Origin of the sequence: Hafnia alvei (assembly GCF_964063325.1) — a bacterium.
Taxonomy (GTDB): Bacteria; Pseudomonadota; Gammaproteobacteria; order Enterobacterales; family Enterobacteriaceae; genus Hafnia; species Hafnia alvei_B.
This window is the reverse complement of sequence record NZ_OZ061315.1, coordinates 4,285,635-4,304,161: the sequence shown is the minus strand read 5'-3', so window position 1 is coordinate 4,304,161 and position 18,527 is coordinate 4,285,635. Positions and strand designations below refer to the sequence as shown.

The following is an 18,527-nucleotide window of genomic DNA, read 5'->3' as shown; positions in this document are numbered from 1 at the left end:
AGAATTATCAATGGACTCTATCTATCTGGGATCTGGATCGCCGCGCCGTCGTGAATTATTAGCGTTAATGGATATTCCCTTCGAGCGCCTGATTATCGATGTGGAAGAACAGCGCCAGCCAGAAGAAGCGCCATTGGAATACGTTTGCCGTTTGGCACAGGATAAAGCGCGTGCTGGCGTTGCCGCCGCGCCAGAAGATAAGCCGGTGCTGGGTGCCGACACTATCGTTGTGTTAGAGGGTGCCGTACTAGAAAAACCTAAAAATGAGGCTCATGCGGCACAAATGCTGCGCCAGCTATCAGGGCAAACTCATCAGGTGATTACCGCGGTTTCATTGGCGGATAAGCAGCATCAGTTATATTGTCATGTGGTAACAGACGTGACATTTCGATCTCTCAGCGAACAAGATATTCACGACTATATCGCCAGCGGCGAACCCATGGATAAAGCGGGTGCATACGGGATACAAGGAAAAGGTGGCTGCTTCGTAAGATCTATTACCGGTAGTTATCATGCCGTAATGGGACTACCGTTAGTAGAAACACAAGAGCTACTTAAACAGTTTATGGCGTTACGGGACGTGAGGAGAGACCATGACAGCTGAATTGCTAGTTAACGTTACACCTTCAGAAACACGGGTCGCCTATATTGACGGTGGGATCCTGCAAGAAATCCATATTGAGCGCGAATCTAAGCGTGGCATCGTGGGTAATATTTACAAAGGGCGCGTCAGCCGTGTACTTCCCGGCATGCAGGCGGCTTTTGTCGACATTGGATTAGATAAAGCGGCATTTCTACATGCCTCGGACATCATGCCGCACACCGAATGCGTGGCGGGTGATGAGCAAAAAAACTTCCACGTACGTGATATTGCTGAACTGGTTCGTCAGGGACAAGACCTGATGGTTCAAGTTGTCAAAGATCCCCTCGGTACGAAAGGCGCACGCCTGACCACGGATATTACGCTGCCTTCTCGTTATCTGGTCTTTATGCCAGGTGCGAGCCACGTTGGCGTCTCTCAGCGTATTGAAGGTGAAGCAGAACGTAATCGTTTGAAGTCCATCGTTTCTGAATACTGTGATGAGCAGGGCGGTTTTATTATCCGCACGGCGGCGGAAGGTATTGATGACGAAGAATTGGCACAAGATGCCGCATTTTTAAAACGTTTGTGGACCAAAGTGATGGAACGCAAGCGTCGTAATAAAACCAAATGTAAGCTGTATGGCGAATTGGCCTTAGCGCATCGCGTATTGCGTGATTTTGCTGGTGCCGCGTTAGATCGCATCCGTGTTGATTCACGCCTGAATTTTGATTCATTGACCGAATTTACCCGTGAGTACATTCCGGAGATGACGTCTAAGCTCGAGTTGTATACGGGCAAGCAGCCTATTTTCGATCTCTATGACGTTGAGAACGAGATCCAGCGCTCGCTCGATCGCCGCGTTGAGCTAAAATCGGGTGGCTATTTGATCATCGATCAAACTGAAGCCATGACGACGGTGGATATAAATACCGGTGCGTTTGTGGGGCATCGCAATCTGGATGAAACCATTTTCAACACCAACGTTGAGGCGACTCAGGCGATTGCTCGTCAGCTGCGGTTGCGCAATTTAGGTGGCATTATCATCATTGATTTCATTGATATGAGCAGTGAAGATCACCGCCGCCGCGTGTTGCATTCGTTAGAGCAGGCGCTGAGCAAAGATCGCGCGAAAACCAGCATAAACGGTTTTTCCCAGCTAGGATTAGTGGAAATGACGCGCAAAAGAACGCGCGAAAGCATAGAGCATGTACTGTGCAGCGACTGTCCAACCTGTCGCGGGCGTGGAACGGTGAAAACCGTCGAAACCGTATGCTACGAGATTTTGCGTGAGATCGTGCGTGTGCATCATGCTTACGATAGCGACCGATTCTTGGTTTATGCGTCACCTGCCGTTGGCGAAGCGCTGAAAAGCGAAGAATCTCATTCTTTGGCTGAGGTGGAGATTTTTGTGGGTAAACAGGTCAAAGTACAAATTGAGCCGCTTTACAACCAAGAGCAATTCGACGTGGTTATGATGTGATTTGAACGCTCAGCTTACGATTATGATTTCAAGGAGAAGAGCGTGAGGCGACTGTCTGGATACTTACTAGCGACACTGGTGGCATTGATTGTTCTGGTGGCGCTGATAGTGAGTGGCCTGCGCTTGGCTCTGCCTCATCTTGAAACATTTCGCCCGCAGATTGTTGAAAAGGTTGAACAGTATACTGGTGTACCGGTAAAAATCGGCGCGCTGGATGCAAACTGGCAGTCCTTTGGCCCTACGCTGGAAGCGCGTAATATTTCCGTGGTGCAGCCAAAAGGCAATATCAGCATTCAGCGCGTGACCGTTGCGCTGGATGTTTGGCAGTCTCTATTACATTGGCGTTGGCAGTTTCGCGATCTCACTTTTTACCACTTACAGGCCGATAGCAATGAGCCTTTAAGCGGTTCTTCGTCCGATTCAAAGGGCATCGAAAGTGATGGTATTACGGATATCTTCCTTTACCAGTTTGACCACTTTATCCTGCGTGACAGCAAGATCACCTTTCCAAGCCCGTCGGGCCCGCGCATCCAGCTTGAAATCCCTAATCTGACATGGTTAAACACCGCGACGCGCCACCGCGCTGAAGGCCAGGTCATGTTCTCCACGCCGGAAGGTCAGCACGGCAATATGCAGGTCAGAATGGATCTGCATGACAAAAACGGCTTGCTCAGCGATGGCACCGTTTATTTGCAGGCCGATGAGATAGAGATGAAGCCGTGGCTGAGCCGCTGGGTAAACCGCAATACCGGTTTGCATAGCGCGCGATTCAGCTTAGCATCTTGGCTAACCGTGACCGATGGCGAAATCCAAGGCGGGCATCTGTTATTAAAACAGGGTGAGGCCAATTGGAGCACGGCAGATAAGCAACATGAACTGACGGTGGATAATCTTACGCTACAGGTTGGGCGTATTGCCGGCGGTTGGACGTTTGATATCCCGCAGCTTAATTTGAGCACCGATGGCGTTGCATGGCCGAAAGGCTCGTTGAGCGCCATGTACCGCCCTGAAAATACCCATTTTATCGGCCCCGACCAGCCTGAAGAACTGCGCCTGCGCGCGACAGATTTACAGTTAGAACGCATTGGACCTATTTTGCCTACTCTGGCGTTTCTTACGCCTGATGCCTTAGGGCGCTGGGACGATATTCGCCCCAAGGGCCATATCGAGTACGCGGGTGTTGATATTCCGTTGCAACAGCCTGAGCGAGCACGGTTTATCGGGGCATGGCAAGACGTCAGCTGGCAGCCGTGGAAATTGCTGCCTGGCGTCAATCATTTCAACGGCAGTGTATCAGGCAGTGCGATGAATGCGGGCCTGCAATTCAGGTTGAAAGACAGCTTGCTGCCATATGGTGATATGTTCCGAGCGCCGCTCGAAGTGAGTCACGCCAGCGGCTTCGCCACGTTTATTAACAATGACAAAGGCTGGTCGCTGTCGGGTGACAATCTTGACGTACAGGCGAAGTCTTTGTGGGCGACCGGTGAGTTTAATTACCAGCACCCTAAAGAAGGTCAGCCGTGGCTGAGCATCTTATCGGGGATCCGCCTGTATGACGCGGCACAGGCGTGGCGCTATTTCCCTGAACCTTTGATGGGCACGCATTTGGTTGACTATCTCACCGGTGCATTGGAAGGCGGCAAGGTGGACAATGCCACGCTGGTCTACGCTGGAAATCCGCATTATTTCCCTTATCAGCATAATGAAGGGCAGTTCCAAGTCTTTGTTCCCCTTCGTGATGCGACTTTCCGCTTCCAGCCAAACTGGGAGCCACTGAGTAATCTCGCTATCGATTTGAATTTTCTCAACGATGGCCTGTGGATGAATGCGCCGCACACTAAGTTAGGTGCCGTTGATGGAACGGATATCACCGCCGTAATTCCTGTTTACCAGAAAGAAAAGCTGCTCGTTGACGCGAAGGTGGCAGGTTCTGGCAAGGCCGTTCATGAATACTTTAAAACATCGCCATTAGCTGATTCTGTGGGCGCAGCCTTGGACGAATTGGAAGTGGGCGGCGATGTCAGTGGGCGCTTACATCTTGATATCCCGTTGGATGGTAAAGAAACCCGAGCCACCGGTGACGTTGCTTTTAAGAATAACTCCTTGCTGATCAAACCGCTGGATAGCACCTTTACCCAGCTCAATGGTTCGCTGCATTTCGATAATGGCAACTTAACCAGTAGCCCGATGAATGCCGCTTGGTTTGGTCAACCGGTAAACTTTACCTTCTCAACGGCGGAAGGCGTGCAGGACTTTGGCGTAGATGTTGCGCTGAACGCTGATTGGCAGCCTGCGAAGCTGCCGTGGATGCCGTCCGCGTTAGCGAAAGACGTTGCCGGTTCAGCGCCTTGGAATACAAAAGTGGCGATTAAGTTGCCGCATAAAGGCCATCCATCGTATGACATTCAAGTTAATGCCGATCTAAAAAATGTAAGCAGTCACTTACCGTCACCGCTAGATAAACCAAATGGTCAGACATTGCCGTTGGTGATTAATGCCAAAGGCGATTTAAATGGTTTCATGCTGACCGGGAATTTGGGGCCGAAAAACCACTTTAATAGCCAATTCATCCTGCAGAAACACGGAGTGAAGCTGGCACGCGCGGCATGGAGCGACGACAGTCGTAAAATACCTGCGTTGCCTGAAAGCGAATCACTAACGCTGAATCTGCCGGCTCTTGATGGCGAAGAGTGGCTCGCGGCGCTGGCTCCTGCACTGGGTGAGAAGGCAGGAACCGCAGCTTCAAACTTCAGCTATCCGCAGCAGGTTAACCTCACCACGCCACAATTAATTTTAGCGGGGCAAGCGTGGCATCAGTTGACCGTTTCGGCTTCAAAGCTGGCGAATGGCACGCATATCAGTGCGAAAGGGCGTGAAATTAACGGTGAAGCTGATTTAGATAATAACAACGTGTTACGTGCCAACGTGGCCTATCTATATTACAACCCACAATGGGACACTGACTCTCCAAGTTCTGGCTCTCCAGCTAGCAGCGATGCGCCAGCAACGCCGCCGGCCGTTGAACGAGTCTCCTTTAGTCAGTGGCCAAGCATGATTCTGCGTTGCCAAGACTGCTGGATGATGGGACAGCGCCTACGTCAGGTTAATGCGGATTTAACACCGAACGGCGATCAGCTGATGTTGAAAAATGGTTTAGTTGATACTGGAAATACCAAAGTTACGCTCAGCGGAATGTGGAACCAAAGCAACAGCAAGGATCATACTTGGCTGAAAGTGCGGGTTAAAGGTGCCAACATTACCACCAGCAGTGACTATTTTGGCTTTAGCTCGCCGCTGAAAAACTCGCCGTTTGATGTTCATCTTGATTTGAACTGGATAGGTGAACCGTGGCGGCCACAGGTGAACTCGCTTAATGGCACGCTAAGCAGTAAGCTGGGGAAAGGTGAAATTGATAATGCGGGCGGTGGTCGTGCTGGACAGCTGCTGCGGTTGGTGAGTTTCGACGCCTTGCTGCGTAAACTAAAGCTCGATTTTAGCGATACTTTCGGTCAAGGGTTCTACTATGACAGCATTCGCGGCAATGGTAAGTTTAAGGATGGTATTCTATCCACCAATGACTTACTGGTAGACGGCTTAGCTGCTGATATTGCGATGGACGGTAACGTGAACCTTGTGACTCGTCGTATCGACATGCAGGCGGTCATCGCGCCAGAGATTTCAGCTACCGTCGGCGTTGCAACGGCATTTGCCATTAACCCTGTCGTCGGTGCTGCCGTATTTGCTGCATCAAGAGTATTGGCACCGTTGTGGAATAAAATATCGCTGATACGCTACAACATTACAGGCAGTTTGGATCACCCAACCATTAACGAAGTTTTACGCCAGCCAAAGGAGAAATAGCACGATGAGGAATGCAAATATTGCTTTATTGCAACTGTGCAGCGGAGATAACACCCGTTCGAATCTGGCGCAAATAGAACAGCAAATCAAACAGTTGAATAACAACATCAAGCTGGTGATGACGCCAGAAAACGCACTGTTGTTTGCTGATTCGAAAGCCTATCACGAGCAGGCCGAGCAAGAAGGCAAAGGCCCGTTGCAGGACGCTATCCGCGATATGGCGCGCCGCTACGGCGTGTGGATCCTGATTGGCTCAATGCCATTGATTAGCCGTGAAAACAGCAAGCAAATTACCGCCAGCAGCCTGTTATTTGACGATCAAGGCGAGCTGAAAGCGCGTTACGATAAGCTGCATATGTTTGACGTGGATATTAAAGATACGCACGGACACTACCGTGAATCGGATACCTATCAGCACGGTGAGCACCTGACCGTGGTCGATACCCCAGTGGGAAAATTGGGTATGACTATCTGCTACGATCTGCGTTTCCCTGGTTTATTCCAAGCGCTGCGCGATAAAGGTGCCGAAATTATTTCCGTTCCTGCGGCGTTTACCCGCGTAACTGGGGAATCCCATTGGGAAATTTTGCTGCGTGCTCGCGCGATTGAAACCCAATGCTATATTTTGGCTCCGGCACAGGTTGGCCGTCATGGCGCAACGCGCCGCACGTGGGGACATACCATGGCGGTAGATGGTTGGGGCAATATTATTGAACAGAATGCCGATTTGGTGATGCCGATTAAAGTTAAAGTGAATACTAACTCACTTGAGAATATCCGCACCCAGATGCCGGTCGCGCAACACAACAGATTCCAGCCGACGCTGGTTAATCCTTTGGATCAAGAAGAGTAAAACGCTATGAGTCTGACGTTCGTTAGTGAGCAGCTATTGGCTGCTAACAACCTGAGTCATCAAGATCTGTTTTCAGTATTGGGTACACTGGCTGAACGTCAGCTTGACTACGCCGATCTCTATTTCCAGTCCAGTTACCATGAATCTTGGGTGATTGAAGACCGTATCATTAAAGACGGTTCTTACAATATCGATCAGGGCGTTGGCGTGCGCGCTATTAGCGGTGAGAAGACCGGCTTCGCCTACGCTGACCAGATTACCCTTAATGCGCTGAATCAAAGCGCACAGGCGGCCCGTAGCATCGTACGTGAACAGGGCAATGGCAAAGTTCATACTTTAGGCAATGTGCCTTATAGCTTGCTGTACCCCGCCATTGATCCGCTGCAAAGCCTGCCGCGTGAAGAGAAAATTGCTCTGCTGCATCGCGTTGATAACGCTGCGCGTGCGGAAGATCCCCGAGTGCAGGAAGTTTCTGCCAGCATTACTGGTGTGTATGAGTTAATTCTGGTCGCAGCAACCGATGGCACCTTGGCAGCAGATGTTCGCCCACTGGTTCGTCTTTCTGTCAGCGTGCTGGTAGAAGAGGATGGTCGCCGTGAACGTGGTTCGAGCGGCGGCGGTGGTCGTTCTGGTTACGAATACTTCCTCGAGCTCGTCGATGGCGATGTGCGTGCTGATGCTTTTGCCAAAGAAGCGGTACGCATGGCGCTGGTAAATCTGTCTGCGGTGGCGGCTCCTGCCGGTTCAATGCCGGTCGTGCTTGGCGCAGGCTGGCCGGGCGTGCTGTTGCATGAAGCGGTTGGTCATGGCTTAGAAGGTGATTTTAATCGTCGCGGTACGTCTGTCTTCAGCGGGCAAATGGGGCAGTTGGTGGCTTCTGAACTGTGTACCGTTGTTGATGATGGCACAATCAGCGGGCGTCGTGGCTCTCTGGCAATCGACGATGAAGGCGTTCCAGGTCAATACAACGTACTGATCGAAAAAGGCATTCTGAAAGGCTTTATGCAGGATAAAATGAATGCGCGCCTGATGGGGCTTGCGCCAACCGGTAACGGTCGCCGTGAATCCTATGCGCATCTGCCAATGCCACGTATGACTAACACCTATATGCTGGCAGGCAAATCTTCGCCGCAGGATATTATCGCCAGCGTTGAATATGGCCTGTATGCGCCGAATTTTGCCGGTGGTCAGGTCGATATTACGTCGGGCAAATTTGTCTTCTCAACGTCAGAGGCTTATCTGATTGAGAATGGCAAAATTACCAAACCGGTGAAAGGCGCAACGCTGATTGGTTCTGGCATTGAAGCTATGCAGCAAATTTCTATGGTTGGTAACGATCTGGCGCTGGATAAAGGCGTTGGCGTATGCGGCAAAGAAGGGCAAAGCGTGCCGGTTGGCGTTGGTCAGCCAACGTTGAAGCTGGATTCAATGACAGTAGGGGGAACGGCGTAAGCTGTCGCCTTACATTTCGGTATTTCTATACTTGAACGGTGAAGGGTTTCGTCCGCCAGTCAGTTTCTGGTTTTTCTATGCTGTTACTGGCGTAGGCGTCCGACGAAAGGTTGCTAGCGCGCAACCTCTCGACTCTCGCGCTTTTTACCGAGTTATTTGACCGACCGGTCTCGGAGCGCACATCCTGTGCGCCCTCAACCCGTCACCAGCATCCCTGCTGGTGACTCTAAAATGCATGCCATTCAATAAAACAAAAGCGCTGTCCGTATTTGTCTTTTCATTGTTTAGGTTTTGGTTGGACGAGCCAGCATGACATGGATGTCATGCTGGAGTTTGGGGCGCCCAGGACGGGCGATACCAAACCGGAGCGGAAATGGCATCTCGGATAGAAGCGCGCGAGTTGAGAGCCCCGCGCAATGGGGCTCTCATCGGACGCCTTCTAATTAGTTTTCATGGAAATGCTTTTTAAACAGGCGGACGAAATATTACACGGAGTTTGTATAGTGAGCCCCAAACGAAAAGCTAGCTCACTCCTCCTGCCGATAATCCTGATAAATCTCCCCAACCTTAGTGAAATATTCACTGAGGTAGTTAATACAAACCTGCACTTTGAGCGGAAGCTTATCTTTTTGGGTATGTAAGGCGTAAACCGGTCTTGGATCGGATTGATAACGGCTGAAGAGAATTTCAACTTCACCGCGTTTTATCTCTTCGATGACCCACATCAGCGGCACGTAGGCAATGCCCACGCCTTCGCTGAGCCAGCGGATGAGCGTTTGTGAGTCATTGGTAACGAAGCGGCCCTGAGGCGAGAGGCGCAGGGTTTGCCCTTCTGGCGCTATCAGCTCAAATTCACTGTCGGGGCGAACGCTATAGGTTAGCCAGCTAAAGCTGGTGATATCGGCGGGTTTCTCTGGTGTGCCGTGCTGCTGGAGATAGCTTTTCGCCGCGCATACCACCATTGGCATGGAACCTAAGCGCTTAGAAAAAAGGCTGGAGTCTTGTAATGCACCCACCCGTACCACCAGATCGAGTCCGTCAGCGATAAGGTCTGGCGCAGGAACGCCGGTGACTAAATCAATCGATAATCCCGGATACTCGCGCAGCATGCGTGCCGTCATCGGCGCCAAGACATTTTGTGCCATGGTGGATGAACTACCGATACGTAAGGTGCCCGTTGGCGTATTGTTGAAGGCGTAAATCTGTTCGTGGACTTCCTGCGCTTCAAGCAGCATTTTCCGACAGCCCTGATAATAAATTTTCCCCGCCTCGGTTAAACCAATGCTGCGCGTACTGCGGTTGAGCAGCTTAATATTCAGCTCATTTTCCAGCTTGGAAATAGTTTGGCTTATGGACGAAACGCTCATCTCAAGCTGGCGTCCTGCGCTGGTAAAGGAGCCGCATTCAACTACTTTGGCAAATACGGCCATTCGCTTAAGTCGTTCCATTGTTCAATCTACCTTAATAGGGAAGTGAGGCTAGATGGGAAAAACCGCCATACAATCAGCCTTTTAGGTAACGATGATAGCTTAAAAAAACGACTGATTGTTTATTTTAAATAAAAAGTGATTTAGCTCACATATTCTATACATGGTGATTATTATTGCGCTAAGATATTGTCATTGACGATGCGGAAATAATCCTCTGTGTATCGAAACGACGAAATGTCCTTCTGCCATCAGATCCTGTAGTTCACATCCTCTGACAGACATCCTTCTTCTGAGTTAAACGCCATCAGCCAGCATTTTAGGGTGAGGGCGGTTAGTGGATCGCGTAAGGCAAAAGTTATCGTTCGTGGCGCTATGCAGCCAACGAAGAACGCCGCGTTGAGCTAGGCTAAATATTATTTGAGTGGAGAGAATTATGGGGCTGCTACCGGTAATGGTCGTTTTTGGCCTGTCCTTTCCACCGGTGTTTTTTGAACTGCTGGTGGCTTTGCTGCTGTTTTTACTGTTCCGGCGGGTATTACAGCCGACGGGGATCTACGATTTTGTTTGGCATCCGGCGTTGTTTAATACCGCGTTGTACTGCTGTTTGTTCTACTTGATTACCTGCTTATTTGTCTGAGGTCACTGTGAATCAAATTATGATAAAAATGACCCGCATCGCTATCACCGTGATCATCGTGATAGTCGCGGCAATTGCCGTGTTTAAAGCATGGGCCTTTTATACCGAATCCCCTTGGACGCGTGATGCCAAATTTACCGCCGACGTGGTTGCCATTGCGCCAGACGTCAGCGGCCTGCTATCGGACGTTCCTATTCGCGATAACCAACTGGTGAAGAAAGGGCAGATTCTGTTTGTTATCGATCAGCCGCGTTATCAAGAAGCGCTAAATCAGGCTGAGGCCGATGTGCGCTACTACCAAACTCTGGTCAGTGAAAAAGCGAAAGAGGCTGGGCGTCGTGTCCGTTTAGGCGTTCAGGCGATGTCCCAAGAAGAGATTGATCAGTCAAGCAACGTACTGGCAACGGTGCGTCAGCAGCTGGCAAAAGCGCAGTCGACGCGCGATCTGGCAAAACTGGATCTAGAACGTACCGTGGTGCGTGCTCCGGCCGATGGCTGGGTAACCAACCTGAACGTGCATCAGGGGGAGTTTATTAACCGTGGCGCTACGGCGGTTGCGCTGGTGAAAAAAGGCACCTTCTACATTCTGGCCTACATGGAAGAAACCAAACTCGACGGCATCCAGCGCGGCGATCGCGTGGAGATTACGCCGCTGGGCAGTAACCGTATTCTGTATGGCACCGTAGATAGCGTATCCGCAGGGGTGAACAACAAAAGCTCTACGGCGGATAGCAAAGGCTTGGCGACCGTTGACTCTAACCTTGAATGGGTTCGTTTGGCACAGCGCGTTCCGGTAAAAATCCTGCTTGATAACAAAGAGCAAGAGACGCCTTATCCGGCTGGGACAACCGCCACCGTGGTGGTGAGCAACCAGCAAGACGTTGAGCGTAAATCGTCATCGCCGATTGTGCAGTTGCTACATCGTCTGCGTGAATTTGGTTAAGCCCTTTCAACGATATTTTCACTGACTTTCACTTGGGGTTTGCACGCACGTTAACGTGCAAATTCCTATCACTTTTTAGCGCAGACAGAGGCAATGATGAATAATGGTGGCATGTTTTTGCGCTTACGTTTTGCCTGTAAGTTAGCATTTGCTATCGTGCTGGCGCTGTTTCTTGGCTTTCATTTGCAACTTGAAACTCCGCGCTGGTCGGTTTTAACCGCGGCTATTGTAGCCGCAGGTCCGGCGTTTGCAGCTGGGGGCGAGCCTTTCTCTGGGGCCATTCGCCACCGTGGTTGGCTACGTATTATCGGAACATTTATTGGCTCGATTGGCGGTTTGCTGATCATGATGCTGTTCATCCGTGCGCCGCTGGTGATGATGCTCCTGTGCTGCGCATGGGCAGGCTTTTGTACCTGGATCTCTTCGCTGGTGCGCGTGGAGAACTCTTATGCCTTTGGCTTAGCAGGCTATACCGCGCTTATTATCGTGGTGACAACGGCAACCGAACCCTTGTTGAGCCCGCTGTATGCGGTTGAGCGCTGTAGTGAAATCGTATTAGGTATCGTGTGTGCGGTACTGGCTGACATTATCTTTTCGCCACGCTCAATTAAAAGTGATATTGACCGCGTGGTGAGTTCGCTGATCGTCGATCAATTCCGGCTACTGCAAATGTGCGTTCGCCCTGACGAGCGAGAAGTGCTGGATAAATCGTGGAACGATTTAGTAAAAGGCACCAATGCGCTCAATGGGATGCGCAGCAATCTGATGTTGGAATCCACCCGTTGGGTACGCGTAAACCGCCGCCTGAAGGCGTTGAACACCGTTTCTTTAACGCTGATCACGCAGGCCTGTGAAACCTTCTTTATCAGCTCAAATGCGCCAGAACGTATTCCCAGTGAAATGCAGGTTCTGATCCTTGAGCCGGTAGAAACTATCGGTGATGTTCACAAGCGAATGAAACAGCTGCGTCAGCTATTATCGATGCAGCCCACGGACTCGGTGCCGCTAACCATCAGCAGCTGGATTGGCGCCGCTACGCGCTACCTGTTATTGGCGAAAGGGGTGCATACCAACAGCAGTATTAGTTCGGTTGAAGAAAATATTCTCGAAGGCGAGTATGTGGTGAAACCCGCCTCCGCAGAGCGTCATCACGCGATGATCAACGGTTTACGTACGTGGGCAGCCACGTCCATTGGTGCGCTGTTCTGGCTGTGGACAGGTTGGACATCCGGCAGTGGCTGCATGGTTATGATTGCCGTGGTGACCGCGCTGGCGATGCGCACGCCGAACCCACGCATGGCATCGATTGATTTCCTGTTAGGCACGATTATGGCGCTGCCGATCGGTGCGTTGTTTTACATGCTGATCCTTCCCGCCACGCAGCAAAGCATGCTGTTGCTGTGTATCAGTTTGGGGCTGATGGCGTTTGTTATCGGTTTGGAAGTGCAAAAACGCCGTTTGGGATCGCTGGGGACCTTGGCTTCGACGATTAACATTATGGTGTTAAGCAACCCGATGACGTTTCCGGTCAGCAGCTTTTTGGACAACGCGATTGGCCAGATCATCGGCTGCTTTGTGGCGATGATTGTGCTGTTCTTGATCCGCGACCGTTCTAAAGCTCGTACAGGGCGCGCATTACTCAATGGCTTTGTGTACAGCGCGGTATCCGCGTTAACCACCAATCAGGCTCGGCGCAATGAAAACCATTTACCGGCGCTGTATCAACAGCTCTTTCAGCTGTTGAATCTGTTCCCGAATGACATCGCTAAATACCGTTTGGCGCTGACGTTAATCATCGCCCACCAGCGTTTACGCAATGCGCAGATTCCGGTCAACCAAGAGCTGTCAGACTTCCATAAACAGATACGAGCCACCGCCAATAAGGTGATTTCAGCAGGCGGCGACAGTAAGCGTAGAGGCTACTTCTTCCGCTTGTTAGATGAACTGAATCAGTATCAAGCACGCTTGGTACACTATCAGGCACCGTATACCGTTACGATCCCGGTCAAACGGCTATCGACCATGTTGGAGAAATACCAGCATGCGCTAATTGATTAAATCCTATCCATGTGATGAATGGGGCTTAGGAAAAGAAATCGTTTGCGTAGGATCATAAAAATCGTGATTTAGCGCTTGCAGCATCGCTGCGGGTGAGTATAATGCCCGACAATTTGCCGGGAGACTGCATGAAAAACGTTGTGGCTATCAGTGCTGTTTGGGTCGCTTGTCGACTAGACGCCCTGCCTGAACAAGGCGGCTGCCACCGTTTTTTTCTTCCGTTGCTAAAACGATCGTTAATCGCCCCTCAATGAGGGGCTTTTTTTTGTCCAGCGATCGGGTTGATTACATTTTAAACATCCCGTCGCCCCGGTCCGCGGGCGCGAAAAACAGGAGAACAACAAATGGCTAATCCGTTGTATAACAAAGATATCATCTCCATAAACGATCTGAATCGTGAAGAACTGGAGCTGGTATTACGTACTGCTGCAAGCCTGAAGGCCAATCCGCAGCCAGAATTGTTGAAACACAAAGTGATTGCCAGCCTGTTTTTCGAGGCCTCAACGCGTACCCGTCTCTCTTTCGAAACCTCGATGCATCGCCTTGGCGCTTCGGTCGTCGGTTTCTCCGACAGCAGCAATACGTCGCTGGGTAAGAAGGGTGAGACGCTGGCGGATACCATCTCGGTAATCAGCACCTACGTGGACGCCATTGTGATGCGCCATCCGCAGGAAGGCGCTGCGCGATTAGCCACTGAGTTTTGTGGTTCGATTCCGGTCGTTAACGCGGGCGATGGTTCGAACCAACACCCAACCCAAACGCTGCTCGACCTGTTTACGATTCAGGAAACGCAGGGACGTTTGAATAACATCAATATTGCGATGGTTGGTGACTTGAAATATGGCCGCACCGTGCACTCATTAACTCAGGCGCTGGCGAAGTTTGAAGGAAATCGCTTCTATTTCATCGCGCCAGATGCCTTGGCGATGCCGGCGTATATCTTGAAGATGCTGGATGAAAAAGGCATTCAATACAGCCTGCATACCAGTATCGAAGAGGTGATACCGGAACTGGATATTCTGTACATGACCCGTGTACAGAAAGAGCGCTTGGACCCGTCTGAATACGCCAACGTGAAGTCTCAGTTTGTGCTGCGCGCCGCTTCCTTAGAAGGCGCTCGTGACAACATGAAAGTGCTGCATCCTCTGCCGCGTATTGATGAAATCACCAACGACGTAGATAAAACTCCGTATGCCTATTATTTCCAGCAGGCAGGAAACGGCATCTTTGCTCGTCAGGCTTTGTTGGCTCTGGTTTTGAATGCTGAACTGAACTTTTAATCGAGGACGCTAAAATGACACACGATAATAAATTACAGGTAGAAGCGATTAAACGTGGCACGGTGATTGACCATATCCCAGCGCAGGTCGGCTTCAAACTCTTAACGTTGTTCAAACTCACCGAGACAGATCAGCGCATTACTATCGGCTTAAACCTGCCTTCAAATGCGCAGGGGCGTAAAGACCTGATTAAAATCGAAAACGTCTTTTTGACCGAAGAACAGGTCAACCAACTTTCGATTTATGCGCCTAAAGCGACGGTAAACCGTATCGATAACTACGAAGTGGTTCTCAAACTCACGCCAACGCTGCCAGAGCAGATTGACCACGTGCTGGACTGCCCAAACAGCAACTGCATTAGCCGTAGCGAACCGGTGTCTTCCAGCTTTAAAGTTCGCGTGCGCCAAGATGAAGTGTTATTGAAGTGTAAGTACTGTGAAAAAGAGTTTGAACATCATGCCGTGATGCAGGGGTTTTAGATTAAAGCTCAATACTAATTTCCAGATTTAACTCGGGATTGCGAGGCGGCGGGTGGGTTTTAGTAGGCCGCTTCCCTATAATGGTGGCGAATTTATGCTTAATGTTCATCATACATCCGAAATCCTATAGGAGCAGATATGTCACGCATCATCAGTACAGAGAACGCACCTGCCGCAATCGGCCCTTATGTTCAGGGCGTTGATCTGGGTAGCATGATCATCACTTCTGGTCAGATCCCAGTGAACCCGAAGAATGGCCAGGTTGCTGAAGACATTTCCGCGCAGGCGCGCCAGTCTCTGGAAAACGTGCAGGCTATCGTTGAAGCTGCTGGTCTGAAAGTATCAGATATTGTGAAAACAACCGTTTTCGTTAAAGATTTGAACGACTTTGCGACCGTTAACGCGATCTACGAAGCATTCTTCACTGAGCATAATGCGCCGTTCCCAGCGCGTTCATGCGTTGAAGTTGCGCGTCTGCCTAAAGACGTGAAAATTGAAATCGAAGCGATCGCAGTGCGTCGCTAATCGTTCGGTTATCAATGTTATACAGGCCAGCATTTGCTGGCCTGTTTTGTTTTTCGCGCTGTAAAAAATTACGCTTAGGCGTCTTTCACTGACGACGTATTGCCGAAGAAGAGTTCGGTAATTAATTTATCATCGATGGGCTCACCGCTCAGCGTGCGAACCAGTAATTCACTGCCGAGTAGCTGAAGCGAGAACACCATATCAGGCTGCACGCGCTTAATTTTCTGCAGGTGTTTGCTGGCATTAACTACCGAAATAGTTTTGGTGTTGGCATTGGCGACTTCTTTTGCCGCCAGCACGATAAACGCGTTTTCTGCATCATCGTCACGCAGCGCCAGAATGAATTTTGCCTTCGCCGCACCGGCTTCGATCAGCACTTGGGCATTAGACGGATCGCCGATGATCAGGTCTGTGTCCGGTGGATATTCATGGGAAACATTGGGTGGCACGATGACGGTTAGTGCGTCTCCGCGCTGTTTAAGCCCGAGATAAACGCTCAATGCTAGCGGAGTGGCACCCGCGATAATAAAGTGATTTTTACGCATCACGTGAGAAATCCTGCCTTTCACCAATCGTTTTAAATTACCGCCAATCACCGGCCCAATAATGGCACTGATTGACGTCGCAAATACGGTAATCCCCATAACGATAACGGAGACGGTAAATAGCCGAGCGGTTGCCGTATGAGGAACAATATCGCCAAAGCCTACCGTTGACATACTGACTACCGAGAAATAGAACGCCGTTGGCATATCTAAAATAGGTGGAACAAATTCGCCACCTAAATAGAGCGAACCAAAAACGGCATACAGCAGTAAAGACGCAAAGCTGACTAACGCAAATAGACCACCGGCGGCCAAGCTGGCGTGGTCAAAGCGCCGCCAATAGGCGATGAGTAAAACCAGCAATATGACAGCGTAGAGAAATAGATTCAGCATTTCCTGAGGTGAAAGAAAGCTGAGTAGGCCGGTAACGAATAACAATAGTAACGAGAATGCCCATGCCACACGCGCGCGCAGCAGCAGCCCGAACGCCATGAGTATTAAGCCAAATCCAAGCACAAACTGTGGGATTTCAAGTAGGCCAGTAACAGAAAGCGTCTCTTTCCATGAGCTGAACGAACTGATGGCGTTTGGCACATAGTCAAACGCTCTCAGCATCACCGGACGCATGAAGAGATAGCCATACGCGGCCACCAACACGGCCAGACACCAGTGCGGTTTAAACAAAGATATGAATCTGTGGAATAGTTTTTTCACGGCAAAGGGACTGATTCAAATAAAAAAAGTGTAGCGCGAAACGCCGGTGATGAACAGTTTGAGTCTGGGCGCGTTGCTTGCCAGTTTAACTCTCCCCGATAAAGGGGAGAGGGAAAATAAGGCTTATTAACCTAATACCTTTTCGTATCAGAAGAACCCTTGTGGTTTTTCGCTGTAGCTAACCAGCATGCATTTCGTTTGCTGATAATGCTCCAACATCATTTTGTGGGTTTCACGCCCGATGCCAGACTGTTTATAGCCACCGAATGCGGCATGTGCCGGATAGGCGTGGTAGCAGTTTGTCCACACGCGGCCAGCCTGAATTCCGCGGCCCATCTGATAAGCGACGGTACCGTTACGCGTCCATACGCCAGCGCCGAGGCCGTAGTCGGTATCGTTAGCCAGCTCAAGCGCTTCCGCCTGATTTTTGAACGTTGTGACGGCCAGTACTGGGCCAAAAATCTCTTCTTGGAAAACGCGCATGCTGTTTTTGCCAAACAGAATGGTGGGCTCTAAATAATATCCGCTGCCTAGTCCGCCCTCTAAGAGGCGTTTGCCGCCGCCGGTCAGTACGCGAGCGCCCTCTTTTTTACCAATCTCGATGTATTTTAAAATGGTATCCATTTGACCCGCAGAAACCTGAGCGCCCATCTGGGTATTGCTATCAAGCGGGTTACCCGAGCGAATGGATTCCACTCGTTTAATCGCGCGCTCCATAAAGCGTTCGTAGATCGATTCCTGCACCAGCGCGCGGCTTGGGCAGGTACAGACTTCGCCTTGGTTAAAGGCAAACATGGCAAATCCTTCCAGCGCTTTATCAAAGAAGGAGTCTTCTTTGTCCATCACGTCGGCGAAGAAAATATTGGGTGATTTTCCGCCCAGTTCAAGCGTAACGGGGATCACGTTTTTCGCCGCGTAGCCCATGATTTGCTGACCCACTTCCGTGGAGCCGGTAAACGCCACTTTGGCAATGCGCGGTGAGGTGGCGAGGTATTCGCCAATTTCTCCACCGGCACCGTTTACCACGTTGAGCACGCCTTCTGGCAGCAAATCGCCGATCAGCTCCATCATGATCAGCACAGACATCGGCGTTAGCTTAGCGGGTTTGAGCACGATGCAGTTGCCTGCCGCCAGCGCTGGCGCCATTTTCCAGCAGGCCATCAGCAGGGGGAAGTTCCACGGAATGATTTGCCCTACGACGCCAAGCGGCTCATGAAAATGATAGGCCACCGTTTCACTGTCAATTTCGCTGATACCCCCTTCCTGAGCGCGAATGCAGGAGGCAAAGTAACGGAAGTGGTCGATAGCAAGCGGAACGTCGGCGTTCAGGGTTTCACGGATCGGTTTGCCGTTATCCCATGTTTCAGCGTGAGCCAGCAGTTCTAGATTTTGCTCCATGCGGTCAGCAATCTTAAACAGCACGCTGGCGCGTTGCTGTACCGATGTTTTCCCCCAGGCATCTTTGGCTGCGTGGGCGGCGTCGAGCGCTAAATCCACGTCTTTTTTACTGGAGCTTGCCACTTCACAAAGTGCTTGTCCGGTAACCGGGGTCAGGTTAGAAAAATATTCTCCTTCAACGGGTGGCACCCATTTTCCGCCGATAAAGTTGTCATAACGTGATTTGAGTTTGAGGGGAGAGTTGCCGCTACCGGGAGTGAGAATATCAAGAGCGTGATTCGTCATTACT

At 50.6% G+C, this 18,527-nt stretch carries 14 protein-coding genes; 11 read left to right on the top strand and 3 right to left on the bottom strand.

The annotated features are described in order from the left end of the window. The first annotated feature begins 10 nt into the window (after positions 1 to 10). The 5 genes from AB3Y96_RS20000 to tldD are packed head-to-tail and all read left to right on the top strand — an operon-like array spanning position 11 to position 8,229. Positions 11 to 604 carry a nucleoside triphosphate pyrophosphatase gene (locus AB3Y96_RS20000; RefSeq protein WP_072310181.1) on the top strand — a complete coding sequence of 198 codons (594 nt, stop codon included), beginning with the start codon at positions 11 to 13 and terminating at the stop codon, positions 602 to 604. Then, a complete protein-coding gene (gene rng / locus AB3Y96_RS19995; RefSeq protein ID WP_040045631.1) occupies positions 594 to 2,063 on the top strand; it encodes a ribonuclease G in 1,470 nt (489 codons plus the stop codon). The genes AB3Y96_RS20000 and rng overlap by 11 nt, the downstream gene beginning before the upstream one ends. A 42-nt stretch (positions 2,064 to 2,105) precedes the next feature. Further along, positions 2,106 to 5,924, top strand: coding sequence for an AsmA2 domain-containing protein YhdP (yhdP, locus tag AB3Y96_RS19990; protein ID WP_367300056.1), 3,819 nt, complete (start codon positions 2,106 to 2,108; stop codon positions 5,922 to 5,924). Positions 5,925 to 5,928: 4 nt separating this feature from the next. Further along, positions 5,929 to 6,777: a deaminated glutathione amidase gene (nit1, locus tag AB3Y96_RS19985; protein ID WP_367300055.1), complete on the top strand. Its 849-nt coding sequence runs from the start codon at positions 5,929 to 5,931 to the stop codon at positions 6,775 to 6,777. Positions 6,778 to 6,783: 6 nt separating this feature from the next. Continuing rightward, positions 6,784 to 8,229, top strand: a complete 1,446-nt coding sequence (gene tldD / locus AB3Y96_RS19980; protein ID WP_072310178.1) for a metalloprotease TldD — start codon at positions 6,784 to 6,786, stop codon at positions 8,227 to 8,229. A gap of 527 nt (positions 8,230 to 8,756) precedes the next feature. Here tldD and aaeR read toward each other — a convergent pair. After that, positions 8,757 to 9,677, bottom strand: a complete 921-nt coding sequence (aaeR, locus tag AB3Y96_RS19975; RefSeq protein WP_040046147.1) for an HTH-type transcriptional activator AaeR — start codon at positions 9,675 to 9,677, stop codon at positions 8,757 to 8,759. A gap of 415 nt (positions 9,678 to 10,092) precedes the next feature. Between aaeR and aaeX the strand changes: the two genes are divergently transcribed. The 6 genes from aaeX (at position 10,093) to ridA (ending at position 15,581) form a co-directional block, all read left to right on the top strand. After that, positions 10,093 to 10,296, top strand: a complete 204-nt coding sequence (aaeX, locus tag AB3Y96_RS19970) for a p-hydroxybenzoic acid efflux pump operon protein AaeX (protein WP_004097177.1) — start codon at positions 10,093 to 10,095, stop codon at positions 10,294 to 10,296. Positions 10,297 to 10,303: 7 nt separating this feature from the next. Then, positions 10,304 to 11,239, top strand: a complete 936-nt coding sequence (aaeA, locus tag AB3Y96_RS19965; protein WP_139130982.1) for a p-hydroxybenzoic acid efflux pump subunit AaeA — start codon at positions 10,304 to 10,306, stop codon at positions 11,237 to 11,239. 96 nt (positions 11,240 to 11,335) lie between these two features. Continuing rightward, positions 11,336 to 13,297 (top strand): p-hydroxybenzoic acid efflux pump subunit AaeB, encoded by a 1,962-nt coding sequence (gene aaeB / locus AB3Y96_RS19960; RefSeq protein WP_367300352.1) that lies wholly within the window; start codon positions 11,336 to 11,338, stop codon positions 13,295 to 13,297. Between the two features lie 344 nt (positions 13,298 to 13,641). Further along, entirely contained in the window at positions 13,642 to 14,577 is a 936-nt protein-coding gene (gene pyrB / locus AB3Y96_RS19955; protein WP_367300054.1) for an aspartate carbamoyltransferase, read from the top strand. Between the two features lie 14 nt (positions 14,578 to 14,591). Continuing rightward, on the top strand, positions 14,592 to 15,056 hold the full coding sequence (gene pyrI / locus AB3Y96_RS19950) for an aspartate carbamoyltransferase regulatory subunit (protein WP_072310175.1): 465 nt from the start codon (positions 14,592 to 14,594) through the stop codon (positions 15,054 to 15,056). Positions 15,057 to 15,194: 138 nt separating this feature from the next. Then, positions 15,195 to 15,581, top strand: coding sequence for a 2-iminobutanoate/2-iminopropanoate deaminase (ridA, locus tag AB3Y96_RS19945; protein ID WP_072310174.1), 387 nt, complete (start codon positions 15,195 to 15,197; stop codon positions 15,579 to 15,581). A gap of 74 nt (positions 15,582 to 15,655) precedes the next feature. On the opposite strand, the gene kch is transcribed toward ridA, so the two are convergent. Both kch and AB3Y96_RS19935 read right to left on the bottom strand, forming a co-directional pair. Next, a complete protein-coding gene (gene kch, locus AB3Y96_RS19940; protein ID WP_072310173.1) occupies positions 15,656 to 16,840 on the bottom strand; it encodes a voltage-gated potassium channel protein in 1,185 nt (394 codons plus the stop codon). A 147-nt stretch (positions 16,841 to 16,987) separates the two neighbouring features. After that, on the bottom strand, positions 16,988 to 18,523 hold the full coding sequence (locus AB3Y96_RS19935; RefSeq protein WP_367300053.1) for an aldehyde dehydrogenase family protein: 1,536 nt from the start codon (positions 18,521 to 18,523) through the stop codon (positions 16,988 to 16,990). Positions 18,524 to 18,527: the final 4 nt, after the last annotated feature.

Coding starts and splice junctions, on each gene's coding strand:
- AB3Y96_RS20000 (WP_072310181.1), top strand. CDS start 11: ATGGACTCTATCTATCTGGGATCTGGATCGCCGCGCCGTCGTGAATTA.
- rng (WP_040045631.1), top strand. CDS start 594: ATGACAGCTGAATTGCTAGTTAACGTTACACCTTCAGAAACACGGGTC.
- nit1 (WP_367300055.1), top strand. CDS start 5,929: ATGAGGAATGCAAATATTGCTTTATTGCAACTGTGCAGCGGAGATAAC.
- tldD (WP_072310178.1), top strand. CDS start 6,784: ATGAGTCTGACGTTCGTTAGTGAGCAGCTATTGGCTGCTAACAACCTG.
- aaeR (WP_040046147.1), bottom strand. CDS start 9,677: ATGGAACGACTTAAGCGAATGGCCGTATTTGCCAAAGTAGTTGAATGC.
- aaeX (WP_004097177.1), top strand. CDS start 10,093: ATGGGGCTGCTACCGGTAATGGTCGTTTTTGGCCTGTCCTTTCCACCG.
- aaeB (WP_367300352.1), top strand. CDS start 11,336: ATGAATAATGGTGGCATGTTTTTGCGCTTACGTTTTGCCTGTAAGTTA.
- pyrB (WP_367300054.1), top strand. CDS start 13,642: ATGGCTAATCCGTTGTATAACAAAGATATCATCTCCATAAACGATCTG.
- pyrI (WP_072310175.1), top strand. CDS start 14,592: ATGACACACGATAATAAATTACAGGTAGAAGCGATTAAACGTGGCACG.
- ridA (WP_072310174.1), top strand. CDS start 15,195: ATGTCACGCATCATCAGTACAGAGAACGCACCTGCCGCAATCGGCCCT.
- AB3Y96_RS19935 (WP_367300053.1), bottom strand. CDS start 18,523: ATGACGAATCACGCTCTTGATATTCTCACTCCCGGTAGCGGCAACTCT.